The organism is Natronobacterium texcoconense (assembly GCF_900104065.1).
GTDB classification, from domain to species: domain Archaea; phylum Halobacteriota; class Halobacteria; order Halobacteriales; family Natrialbaceae; genus Natronobacterium; species Natronobacterium texcoconense.
Map to the genome: position 1 here is coordinate 90,033 of NZ_FNLC01000001.1, position 12,013 is coordinate 102,045.

Below are 12,013 nucleotides of genomic sequence, written 5' to 3' on the forward strand. Positions count from 1 at the left end.
CGAGGACGATCTCGAGTGATCCGAGCGACGATCGTTCTGGCAATCACCATTTCGTTGCTCGTTGCAGGTGTCGCCGGTCCAGTGACGGCCACTGCCAGTGGATCGATCGATGCCGCCGCACCCAGTCAGGAGGTCGACGGGGAACCGGTGTTCGACGATCCCGACGAACTCGAGGCGTTCGTCGACGACGTCGTGGCCGAACAGCGCGAGGAACACGACGTCCCAGGCGTGACGGTCTCCGTCGTCGAGGGTGAGGAGACCGTCCTCGCGAAAGGATACGGCGATGCAGATGCAGCGACTGGCACTCCCGTAGAGGCAAACGAGACGGCGTTTATGGTCGGTTCGGTGAGCAAACTCGTGACCTGGACCGCCGTGATGCAGGGCGTCGAAGACGGGAAACTCGATCTCGACGAAGACGTCAACACTTACCTCGAGAATTCCGAGGTCGAGGTTCCAGAAGCGTACGACGAACCCGTGACCCTTCGTCACCTCGGGACTCACACCACTGGTTTCGATCCGGCGCTCGTTCCAGGGATCGTCGAGGATGGCGAGGAGGTGACGTCGCTCGAGACTGCGCTGGCCGAGAACGAACCCGACCGGATCGAACCGCCGGGCGAAACCGTCGCCTACTCCAACTACGGCACGGTACTCGCCGGTCACGTCGTCGCAGAAGCCTACGAGACGACGTTCGAGGAGTACGTCCAGTCGGAGGTCTTCGAACCGCTCGAGATGGACCACAGTACGTTCGCTCAGCCGGTTCCCGAGGACCACCCCGGCGAACTCGCGGCCCCACACGAACCGACCGGTGAACCGGCGGATCGCACGTACATCAACTGGCGGCCCGCCGGCTCGATGAGCGCGACGGCGACCGATATGGCGACGTTCACGAGCGCGCACCTCGAGGACGGTGCCGTCGACGACGCTCGCATCCTCGAGTTGGAGACGGTCGAGACGATGCACGATACCCACCACGAACGTCACGAGGCGGTCAACGACTGGCGGTACGGCTTCTACGAGTACGGTGCCGCCGATACTGATCTCGTCGCCCACTCCGGTGGGACGATGCACGAAACGACCAAACTCGTCTTGGCACCCGAGGATGACGTGGGTATCTTCGTGAGTTACAACGTCCGGAATCAGGTTGCGCCCCCGAACGTGGTCGTCGACGCTATCCTGGGGGAGTACGGCCTCCAGCCCGAACCGGAGACGCCCGAGGACGGGGAGTTAGCCGATGGTGCGAGCGATCGAGCCGAGACGCTCGCGGGCGAGTACCGGGCGTCGATGGTCCCCTCGTCCGGTCCCGAGCAGGTCGTCGATCCGATGGTTCGCCTCTCGGTCGACGCAGCTAGCGACGGAACCCTCGAGAGCGATACGCTCGGCATGGACGAACGGGAGTGGGTCGAAGTCGAGCCGTACGTTTACCACGAGGTCGACGGCCACGACGTCCTCGTCTTCGAGGTCGAGGACGGCGAGGTCGAGGCCCTGCATCGAAACAGTATGCCGATGCTGACCTACGAACCGGTTCCGACTCACGAGCGAACGATCGTCGTCGGTGGTCTCGCCGGCATCGCACTCGTCGGCTTCGCACTGTCACTCGTCGGCTGGATCGGACTCGCCGGCTGGCGACGCGTGCGCGGCTGGCGGACGGAAACCGCCCCGTCCCGATCCGGGCGGACAGCCTCCGGTTCGTTCCGCGACACGCTCGAGAACCGCCTCCGACGACCGTCGTGGCTCGCCCGCGCCGCTGGCATCGCGCTCCCTGTCCTCTCGCTCGCGTTCGTCGCGGGGTTCCTGTGGGGATTCGCGCTCGACGAGGAGTTCGCCTTCGTAACGATGCCGGTGCCGTTCCGCGTCGCGCTCTCGCTGCCACCGCTCGTGGGCGTGGTGACCGCCGCGACCGTCGTCGGGACCGTCGTCGCGTGGCAGCGTGGCTACTGGTCCCGGCGAGCACGAATCCACCAGACGCTACTCGCAGTGCTCGGACTCGCGTTCTGCTGGGTGTTACTCGAGTTCGGGTTCTTCGGCGTGTGAACGACGGAAACGACGGACCTCAGTCGTCGGCCGGTGTCGCGCCTGATCCTCCGATTTGATCGGCCGGAACGGTACCGTCCTCGTTCCAGCCGCGTTCGTCGTAGTACTCGTCGAGACCCGCTTCGAAGCCCGGAATCTCGTAGGGAACCTGATCGTCCTCGCGGTCGAAGCCACGCTGGTTGTTGAAGTGGCGCTCGAGCGCGACAACCTCGCCGCCGACCTCGAGCAATTCCTCGTACTCGGCGTCCAGCAGCGTCTCGAGTCGCTCCGGACTCACGAAGTCCCGCGAGAACTTGCAGAGCACGGCGCTGTCCTTGACGGCGTTGAGGTTCTCGAGTTCGACGAGTTTCGGCGGTTTGCCCTCGAGTCCTTTCTTGTCGAAGGCGTCGTCGGCGTCGACCAGCGGGTACTCGTAGGGATAGAACTCGCCGTACATGTGGTCTGCGCCGCGGTTTGCGGTGGCGAAACCGAGTCCCTGCCCGTTGAGCGTGCGGCCGTCGTGGGCGGAGAACTCCATTCCTTTGACCGTCCAGTTCTCGACGCCGAGGTCGTCGTGGATGCGGTCGACTCCCTCCGCGAGCTGGTCGCCAATCCCCTCGCGGTGGGCGATTTTCTCGACGAGGTCGTGGATCAACTCGGCGTTGCCGAACTCGTCCTCGCTGGCGAGGTAGGCCGCGACGACGTCGCCGGCCGAGATAGTGTCGAGTCCGAACTCGTCGCAGAGTTTGTTGGACTTCATCACGTCGACGATGTCGTCGACGCCCGAGTTCGAACCGAACGCCATCAGCGTCTCGTACTCGGGACCTTCGGTCTCGAGGTCGGTCTCCTCGTCCTTCGTCGGGAGTTTGCAGGCAAACGCACAGGCCGAGCAGGTCCCTTTCTTGTACTTCTTCTCTTCGACGCGGTCGCCGCTGATGTCGTCGATGTGCTCGTAGGAGAGTTCCGAGAAGTACCGCGTCGGCAGGGCTTCGACCGTGTTGGCGTACTCGGCGACGGAGGTCGTCCCCTGGCGTTTCATGATGTGGTCGGCTTGGGCTGCCTCGCCGTGGACTTCGGACTGGAGCGGCGGAATCTCGACCTCGCGGGTCGAGTCGCCGTCGAACGTGATCGCCTTCACGTTCTTCGATCCCAGGACTGCGCCGAGACCGCCGCGACCGAACGCCCGTTCCTTCGAGGTCATGATCGAGGCAAAGCGGACCTCGTTCTCGCCTGCGGGTCCGACGACGACCGTGTGTTCGGACTCCAGGCCGTGCTCCGATTCGATGTACTCGCACGTTTCTGAGACGGTCGCCTCCTCGAGTTCTGGGACTGCCTCGTATTCGACGCCGTCGTCGGTGACGTGGACGATCACGAGTTCGTCGCTCGCGCCGGTGACCTCGACGGCGCTGTACCCCGTCGCGGTGAAGTTTCGCGAGAGGAAGCCGCCAGCGTTCGAGGAGAGCAGGCCGTCGGTCAGCGGCGAGAGCCCCGTCGCGGACATCCGGCCCGTAAAGCTCATCGTGGAGTGCTGGAGCGGCCCCGTCGCGAGAAAGAGGCGGTTCTCGGAGCCGAGCGGATCGGCGTCGAACGGGATCCGATCGTGGGCGAGTGTCGTCCCGAGCGCACGGCCACCGATAGTCGACTCGAGGACGTCGTCGATCGACTCCGTGTCGACGGTTCGGTCGTCGAGGTCGATCGTACACAGCGGTCCGCGTACGTGTTTCATATGGGGGAGTGTGACACGCCCGGTCGCAAAACGATAACGGTTGTGGAGGCAACGGTGACAGCTCGAACTATCATAATTACATTCTACTATGTATTCGCACATGTAGACTTACGAATCGGTCGGGCCGAGAACGAACAAGTTATCGCCTGTAGCAAGATAGAACTGATTATAACTCTATATAGGTCGTGTAGATAGTCCACTGCCCTCTCGATGTATACCACACTCTCTGTCTCTGAGAGGGTGGATTCGGGAATACGACTTTCAATTCCGGATTCGAGCTATACTTAGGAAGTAATAGATGAATGTACAATAGTAGAATAAGTTATAGTTTAGGCCAGCGGAGGGAACCGCTTCGTTCTCTCTATCGAACTGTGAGTGTGGTGAACATACATATGCCGGCACGCCGTAACCGAGCCTATGGGTTCGCCTGCAGTGCTCGAGGAGCCACGCGCAATCGACATGCACGCTCACCAGCCGACCAGCGAATTTCTCCACGACGCTGGCGGCCAGATGATGCGAGATGCCGCCGACAGGTTCGGAACGGACCTCGAAACCGACACGTACGACAACATGCTCGAGGAGTATCGCGACGCCGGCGTCGGCCGCGCGGTTTTGCTCGGGTGGGACGCCGAGACGAACACTGGAAATCCACCGGTCCCCAACGACTACGTCGCCGAGGTTCGCGACGAGTACGACGACTTCTTCGTCGGGTTCGGTTCCGTCGATCCCCTCAAGGACGACTGCGTCGAGGAGGCGATCCGCTGCGTCGAGGATCTGGACCTCTCGGGGTTCAAGTTCCAGCAGATCGCCCAGGGGTTCGACCCCTCCGATCCCGAACACGAGGAACTGTGGGAGACGATCGAGGATCTGGGCGCGCCCGTCGTCTTCCACGGCGGTAACTCGACGCTCGGTGCGTGTTCGCCGGGCGGTCGCGGCCTGAAGATCAAGTACGGCAACCCCATGCTGATCGACGACGTGGCGGCGAACCATCCCGACCTGCAGATCCTCATCGCCCACCCAGCGTATCCCTGGGAGAAAGAACAGCTCGCCATCTGCCAGCAGAAGGGCAACGTCTACATGGACCTCTCGGGCTGGATGCCCCGGTACATCGACGATCAGGTACTCCACTACGCGAAGACGCTGCTCACGGACAAGGTTATGTTCGGCACCGACTACCCAATGCTCGAGCCGAAACCGTGGCTCGAGCAGTTCGCCGAACTCGAGTTCGACGAGGACGTACAGCGGAAAATCCTCTGGGAGAACGCCGAGGAATTTCTCGAGATAGCCACGTAGAGGCCGAGAGCGCCAGAACAAGTCTTCGAGGTACCGTTCGGTGTTCGGTCCTGGACGCCACGACTTCGAACAGATCGTACTCGAGCTATCTTTCTCGACGCTGATTGGTAAGCGATCGCGTAGCGTGCGGGCAGACGTGACCGTGGATCGATCCGCTTGCACCCCTCGATGTCGGATTCTACCCTGACGATTCCGACCCTCCAACCGACAAAACGTTGTGGCGCTACTCTGAGAGCTGGTCGCCTGACCGTGAAAGGTAACTTCTGATATTAATCGAACATTCTATATGATTCTCTACTGAACTGTATTTTTACTATGGGGATAATCGTAACGAGAACGTTTGTGGCCCAGTACTGGTCGATAAAAAGAGCGATCGGCGTCTTCACAGTGGGTGTGATAGTAGGTCTCGCCACTATCGCTTCGACCGATGGCATAGCTTCTGGGGGGCCAGGCCCCATTATTTTATTATGCTCTGGAGGCATTTTTGCTTTTTACGGGGCGTCTGAATTGATTCCTGCGGACAAAACGATCATTATTGGCTTATTCCGCATCGTGTGCGTACTATTTCTTATTATATTGATTACAATACTGTATGCGGTGTATGTGTTTGCTTCTGGAATGTGAATTACCGAATACTCGTTCCGCTTGGACTCCCCTCGGATAGGTATTCGCGTCTCAGCGATCATCCAGTTGAACACCTCGTCGGTCAGCAGACGGGTCGCAGGAGAAAGTCGTGGACGTAGTCAGCGGTGTGCGAGATTGATCTCGATCTCGTTTGTCGCACCGAGTAGGAGGTCCGGGAGTTCGTCGGCCATCAAGTCGCCGCGAAGACGGTTGGCGGGGCCGGCGATACTGAGCGCACCGATCGAGGCCCCGTCTTCGTCCGTGATCGGCGCTCCCACGGCGTGCACGCCGACGACCGACTCCTCCCGGTTGAACGCGTAGCCGCGGTCGCGAATCGACTCGAGTCGATCGAACAGTGCCGCCCGGTCGGTGATCGTCTCGGCGGTCTGGCCGGGGAGTCCGTGTCGTTCGAGGATCGTCTCGACGCGCTCGTCGGGGAGATGCGCCATGATCGCTTTTCCGGCCGCAAACTGGTGGAGAGGTGTCCGTTTGCCGATCCGGGCGTGGGTCTTCACCGAGTGGCGGCCCTCTGCACCGTAGATGTGGACGCCCATGCCGTGTTCCTCGACGACGCACCAGACCTTCTCGTCGGTCTCGTCTGCGAGCTCGTCGACCTTCGGCTTCGCGACGTCGAACAGCGGATGCCGGTTCCGGGCGTACACCCCGTAGTCGAGAAACCAGGTACTGATTCGGTAGCCACCGTCCTCCTGGACGAGCAGTCCTCGAGACTCGAGCGTCTTGACGTGTCTGTGTACCGTACTCTTCGCGAGTCCGAGTTCGTCGGCGAGTTCGGACACGCCTGCGTTCCCCTCGCGTTTGAGCGTATCGACGACGTCGAACGCGGTTTCGACGGTTTCGACCGGTCGATGACTCGAGTCGATTGCCATGTGTTGACAACACTCTGCCCTCTCGCAAAAACCTGTTCCCACTATTCGAACGATTCCTGCGTTCGCTTCGATCGCTCTTCGGACTGTCTCGAGTCAGCGGTCGTCCTTGACGAGTCGTTCCTGGCCGATAAACCGCGGCCGCTCGTCGATCGCGAGGAAGTTGTCGACGTCCTCGCGGGCCTCCTTTGCCTTCCCTTTCTCGGGATCGTAATCTCGCGAGCCCTCGCTGCCGAGTGCGTCGTACAGTTTCTCGAGGTCCTCGAAGTACAGTTCGGCGACGCCGTCGAACTCCGCGTTCTCGGGGTCGGTCGGGAGGATCGTGTTGTACTTCACGACGCCCTCTATCTCGCGGGCGATCGGAGTGTGGTTCTCCTGCCAGTAGTCGACGAACTCCTCGTGGGTCATCCCCTCCTGGCGGACGAGAAACGCCGAGTGTTTGTACAGATCGTCGGTATCACCGTCGACCTCGTCTTTCTGGACGATCTCCTCGCCGATGAAGCGGGGACGTTCCTCGACGGCGAGGAAGTTGTCGACGTCCTCGCGGGCCTTCGCCGCGACTTCCTTCGTCGGGTCGTAATCCCGCGATCCGGGGCTGCCGAGCGCCGCGTGGAGGTCTTCGAGGTCTTCGAAGTACAGTTCCGCCAGCCCGTCGAACTCGGCGTGGTCCGGCTCTGTGGGGAGGACCTGCTGGTATCGGACCACGCCCTCGATCTCCTTCGCAATCGGGGTGTGGTTCTCCTGCCAGTAGTCGACGAACTCCTCGTGGGACATGCCGTCCTGACGGACGAGTAAGGCGACGTGCTTGTACATCATGCTTGAATATCCCACACAGTCCAATAAACGTCCGGGTGCAGACGCCACTCGGTTTCGTTGCCCTGTGAGGTGGACCAGAATTTATGGTCGTCGGTTTGATTGGTACGAGTACGCATGACGTTCTACGATCGAGAGTTCATGGAGGGCACCCGTGGCACCCAGGCCGTCGACTGGGAACAGCGGATCGACACCCAGCGCCTCCGCCGGGAGCGCAAAGAGCGGGCACTCGAGCGCCTGCAGGAGACGGATCTGGGTGCGATGCTCCTGCTATCGGACCCGAACATCCGGTACGTGACCGGGCTGGCGATGACCGGCGGCAGCGGCGCGGATCACTATACGCTGTTGACCGAGGAGGGCGATGTCGTCCACTGGGACACTGCCGACCACGCGAGCAACCAGCGGTTCAACTGCCCCTGGCTCCACGATATTCGGTACGCCTGTCCCGGCCTCGGCAACGTCCCACGAGCGTCCGGTCGGGACTCCGCGCGTCGGTTTCTGCTCGAGACGATGGCCGAGGGCGTCGCCGAGGCGATGAACGAGTACGGCGTCGCCGACGAGCGACTCGGCGTCGACGTCGGCAACCGCGGATTGCTCGAGGCGCTCGAAGGGCAGGACCTCGAGACGGACGTCGAGACCTGTACCGCGGTCATGGAAGATGCTCGCAAGGTCAAGACCGAAGACGAGATCGAGTGTCTCCGTCAGGTCGCCGCCATCTGCGAGGCCGGTTTCCAGCGGATCACAGACGCCGCGAAGCCGGGGATGCGCGAGAACGAGGTCTGGGGCGAAGCGGTCCAGGAACTGTGGCGTCACGGTGCGTTCGTCGGCGGCGGCTACCTCACCTCGGGGCCGAACACGTGGCCGAAACACCAGGCCAACACCACCGATCGCGCCATCCGGCCGGGCGACCTCGTCTACGCCGACTTCTACAATATCGGTTACCTCGGCTATCGCTCCTGTTACTATCGCACGTTCTCGATGGGCGAGCCGACCCAGGAACAGAAAGAGGCGTACGAAACCGCTCGAGACAACCTCTACGACGTCCTCGAACGGATCGAGCCCGGTGCGACGACCGACGAGATCGCACAGGGGTTCCCGGACATGGCGGGCGAACACGCTGACTACTACGATGCCGATGAACACTGGCAGATGACGACTAACCACTGGGCCCACGGGCTCGGCCTCCAGTTGTACGAGGTGCCGCTGATCTGGCGCGGACTCTCACCCGACCATCCGATCGAGATCGAGGAGGGGATGACGATGGCCGTCGAGACTCAGGAACCCGCTGGACGGCAGGGCGTCCGGGTCGAGGAGATGGTCGTCGTTCGCGAGAACGGCGTCGAGATTCTGAGCCAGTGGCCCGTCGAAGAGATCACGGTGATCGATTACTGACCACCAGTTACTGACCCGAACTATTTGGTCGCGGAGGACGAACGACGACTATGCAGCTCGGGACTGGCCTCTTTACCGCCCAGCAGCGCCCGGACGACGACCGCGGGACGGCAGACCGCTACGACGAAATTCTCGCGCTCACCCGCGAGATCGAGGCCGCGGGACTGGACAGCGCGTGGGTCTCCGAACACCACTTCGCCGAGGACGAGTACCTCTCGGGGACGATGCCGACGCTCGGCGCGATGGCCGCCGTGACCGGCGACATAGAGATCGGCAGCTGTGTGGCACTCGGACCGCTGTACGATCCAATTAGACTCGCAGAGGACGCCGCAACCGTCGACGCGCTCGCGGACGGCCGGCTCACGCTCGGTCTCGCCATCGGCTCGAACCCCCGCGAGTTCGACGTCTTCGGCGTGCCACGCGACGAACGGGCCGAGCGCCTCGCCGACCTGATTCCGTTTCTCCGGGGTGCCTGGAGCGACGGCGACCTCGAGTACGACTCCGACTTCCACGACGTGCCGACCGACGTCTCCATCACGCCCAAGCCGGCCGACGGCTACGTCCCGATCATGCTCGGCGGCGCGGCGAAACCCGCAGTACGCCGAGCGGCCCGCACCGCAGAGGGATGGTGTGCTCCCTCCTCGCTATCTGTCGAAGGCATCCGCAAGCGCGTCGAGGACATCCGTCGGGTTCGCGACGAGGAAGACGTCGACGGTGACTTTACGATCTACGTCCTCCAGCACGGCTGGGTCGGCGACTCCCGTGAGGAAGCCTGGGAGACGATGAAGGACGGCTACCTCTACATCCAGCGCCGGTACGCCGAAATCTTCTCCGGCGAACCGGTCGCCGAACTCGAGCCCGAGCGCAAGCGCGAACTGAAAGAGCAGGCGATCTTCGGCACGCCCGAGCAGGTGGTCGAGGAACTCGAGACCTATCGCGGCGTGCTCGGCGACGACGTCCACTTCATCTTCCGGACCTACCACCCCGGCGTCGGGACCGAGGCAATGGTCGAGTGTGTCCACCGGCTCGGCGACGAGGTCGCCCCGGAGCTATCCTAGCCCGTCTTGTAGACGCCGCGCGCGTCGGCGATCAGGGTATCGACGGCTTCGCCGTCTCCACGAGGTTCCGACGGAGTCTCGCCGTCGTCGGCCGCGTACACGTCCACGTCGACCACGCCCACGTCACCCCCACACCGGACGACGTCGGCCTCGGCGTAGAGGTCGCCCGTTCCGGCGCTCAGGTAGTCGATCCGCATGTCGATCGTCGGCACCGGCTGGTCGACCTCCGAGACCAGCGCCGCGCCGCCGACCGTATCCGCGAGCGTGAACGTGACGCCGCCGTGAGCCATCAGTTCCTCTTCGTTCCAGGAGAGTTCCTCGGTCATCTCGAGGCGGCCTTCGGCGTGGCCGTCGGCACACTCGGTGATCTCGATCCCCAGCAGGGATGCGAAGGGCATCCCCTCGAAGAAGGCCTCGATATCCATACGCTCACTCTTCCATGCTGACCAATAAAAGTTCAGGCGTAGCAGACCGCTACCGGCCTTGCCAGTCGGGTTCGCGGTCCTCGAAGAAGGCGTCGATCCCCTCGTTTTTGTCCTCGGTCGCGAACAGCTGGGCGAACAGTTCGGCCTCGTACTCGATGCCGCTCTCTAAGTCCATCCGGGAGCCGGCTTTGACGGCCTCTTTCGCGAACTCGAGGGCGACGGGGCTCTTTTCGGCCATCGATTCGGCGAGGCCATAGGTTTCCTCGTCGAGTTCGTCGTCGCTTTCGCAGACGATATCGACGAGTCCGATCTCGCGAGCTTCGTCGGCGTCGATCAACTCGCCCGAGAGGATCAGCCGCATCGCCTGTCCTTCGCCGACGAGTCGCGGCAGGCGCTGGGTACCGCCGCCGCCGGGCATAATCCCGAGGTTGATCTCGGGCTGGCCGACCTTCGCCCGTTCGTGGGCGATCCGGACGTCACACGCGGTCGCGAGTTCGCAACCGCCGCCGAGAGCGTGACCGTTGAGCCGGGCGATAACGGGCTGGCGGAGGTCGTCGACCACCTCGTACACGCGCGGGCGTTTCGAAGCCTCGCGCTGTTCCAGGGCGTTTCGTTCGCGCAGTTCACTCACGTCGGCACCGGCGACGAACGCCTTGGCCTCGTCCGCCCCGGTGAGCACGACGACGCGGACGTCGCTGTCCTCGATCGCGTCGAACACCTCCTTCAGTTCCGCTCGAAGCGTCCCGTTCAGGGCGTTGCGCGCGTCGGGACGATGCATCGTCACCGTCGCGACGCCCGCGACGCGGTCGCCGACCTCGACCCGAACGGTCTCGCAGTCCGCGGCGACCTCTTCGACGGCCTCGGCACCGTCGACTCGATCGTCACTCATCGCCGCCACCTCCGCTGACGCCGACGATCTCGCCGTCCTCCCAGACGTAGAAGCCCTCGCCGGTCTTCTTGCCGAGTTTCCCCGCACGAACCTTTCGCTTGAGCACCTGCGGCGGCCTGAACCGTTCACCCAGTTCCTCGCGGAGATACTCGAGTATATCCAGTCGTACGTCTAACCCGACCACGTCGCCGAGTTCGATCGGTCCCATCGGGTGGTTGTAGCCCAGTTCCATCGCAGCGTCGATATCGTGCGGGTCGGCGACGCCCTCCTCGACCATCCGCATCGCCTCGACGCCGAGGGCGACGCCTAGCCGCGAGGAGGCGAAGCCGGGCGAGTCGGTCACTTCGACCGCCGTCTTGTCGATGTCCTCGACGAACTCGTGGGCCGTCGCGACCGTCTCCTCGCTCGCCTGCTCGGGGACGACGATTTCGACCAGTTCCATGATGTGGACCGGGTTGAAGAAGTGGAGTCCGATCACGCGGTCGTCGTGTTCTGCCGCGCTCGCGATCTCGGTGACCGACAGCGACGAGGTGTTCGTCGCGATGGTCGTCCCCTCGTCGACGACTCCCTCGACGTCCTCGAGGGTGTCCCGTTTCAGGTCGAGATCCTCCGGAACCGCCTCGATCACCAGGTCCGCTCCCTCGAGTGCCTCTGTGAGATCCGTCGTGCCATCGATCCGGGAGAGCGTCGCGTCGGCCTCCTCGCGGGTGAGTTTGTCGCGTTCGATCCCGCCCTCGAGGTTCGCTTCGATCGACTCGAGGCCGTTCTCGACGTACTCGGGTTCGACGTCTCTGACGACGATGTCGTGGTCGGCCATCGCCGTCACCTGCGCAATGCCGTGGCCCATGGTGCCAGCCCCAAGCACTGTGACTTGCATACACGACACATCCGGAACGACC

General features: G+C 62.9%; 10 protein-coding genes. 4 read left to right on the forward strand and 6 right to left on the reverse strand.

Going from position 1 to position 12,013, the window contains the following annotated elements:
• Positions 1–15 precede the first annotated feature (15 nt).
• Positions 16–2,031, forward strand: coding sequence for a serine hydrolase domain-containing protein (locus BLR35_RS00490; protein ID WP_170830934.1), 2,016 nt, complete (start codon positions 16–18; stop codon positions 2,029–2,031).
• 19 nt (positions 2,032–2,050) lie between these two features.
• Here the strand turns inward: BLR35_RS00490 and BLR35_RS00495 are convergent, their stop codons facing one another.
• A complete protein-coding gene (locus tag BLR35_RS00495; protein WP_090375773.1) occupies positions 2,051–3,736 on the reverse strand; it encodes an aldehyde ferredoxin oxidoreductase family protein in 1,686 nt (561 codons plus the stop codon).
• A gap of 417 nt (positions 3,737–4,153) precedes the next feature.
• On the opposite strand from BLR35_RS00495, the gene BLR35_RS00500 reads away from it, so the two are divergent.
• Entirely contained in the window at positions 4,154–5,029 is an 876-nt protein-coding gene (locus BLR35_RS00500) for an amidohydrolase family protein (RefSeq protein WP_090375776.1), read from the forward strand.
• Between the two features lie 743 nt (positions 5,030–5,772).
• Here the strand turns inward: BLR35_RS00500 and BLR35_RS00505 are convergent.
• A complete protein-coding gene (locus BLR35_RS00505; RefSeq protein ID WP_090375779.1) occupies positions 5,773–6,540 on the reverse strand; it encodes an IclR family transcriptional regulator in 768 nt (255 codons plus the stop codon).
• 93 nt (positions 6,541–6,633) lie between these two features.
• The gene (locus tag BLR35_RS00510; RefSeq protein ID WP_090379543.1) at positions 6,634–7,350 is read right to left on the reverse strand and encodes an EthD domain-containing protein; all 717 of its coding nucleotides are present in this window, start codon (positions 7,348–7,350) and stop codon (positions 6,634–6,636) included.
• A 117-nt stretch (positions 7,351–7,467) separates the two neighbouring features.
• On the opposite strand from BLR35_RS00510, the gene BLR35_RS00515 reads away from it, so the two are divergent.
• Positions 7,468–8,742: a M24 family metallopeptidase gene (locus BLR35_RS00515; protein ID WP_090375782.1), complete on the forward strand. Its 1,275-nt coding sequence runs from the start codon at positions 7,468–7,470 to the stop codon at positions 8,740–8,742.
• Between the two features lie 50 nt (positions 8,743–8,792).
• Positions 8,793–9,800, forward strand: coding sequence for an LLM class flavin-dependent oxidoreductase (locus BLR35_RS00520; RefSeq protein ID WP_090375784.1), 1,008 nt, complete (start codon positions 8,793–8,795; stop codon positions 9,798–9,800).
• On the opposite strand, the gene BLR35_RS00525 is transcribed toward BLR35_RS00520, so the two are convergent.
• Genes BLR35_RS00525 through BLR35_RS00535 form a run of 3 tightly spaced genes read right to left on the reverse strand, consistent with a single transcriptional unit; the run spans position 9,797 to position 11,991 of the window.
• Positions 9,797–10,225: a PaaI family thioesterase gene (locus BLR35_RS00525; protein ID WP_090375786.1), complete on the reverse strand. Its 429-nt coding sequence runs from the start codon at positions 10,223–10,225 to the stop codon at positions 9,797–9,799. The genes BLR35_RS00520 and BLR35_RS00525 overlap by 4 nt on opposite strands.
• A 49-nt stretch (positions 10,226–10,274) precedes the next feature.
• Positions 10,275–11,114: an enoyl-CoA hydratase/isomerase family protein gene (locus BLR35_RS00530; protein WP_090379548.1), complete on the reverse strand. Its 840-nt coding sequence runs from the start codon at positions 11,112–11,114 to the stop codon at positions 10,275–10,277.
• Positions 11,107–11,991 carry a 3-hydroxyacyl-CoA dehydrogenase family protein gene (locus BLR35_RS00535; protein ID WP_090375787.1) on the reverse strand — a complete coding sequence of 295 codons (885 nt, stop codon included), beginning with the start codon at positions 11,989–11,991 and terminating at the stop codon, positions 11,107–11,109. The genes BLR35_RS00530 and BLR35_RS00535 overlap by 8 nt, the downstream gene beginning before the upstream one ends.
• Positions 11,992–12,013 lie beyond the last annotated feature (22 nt).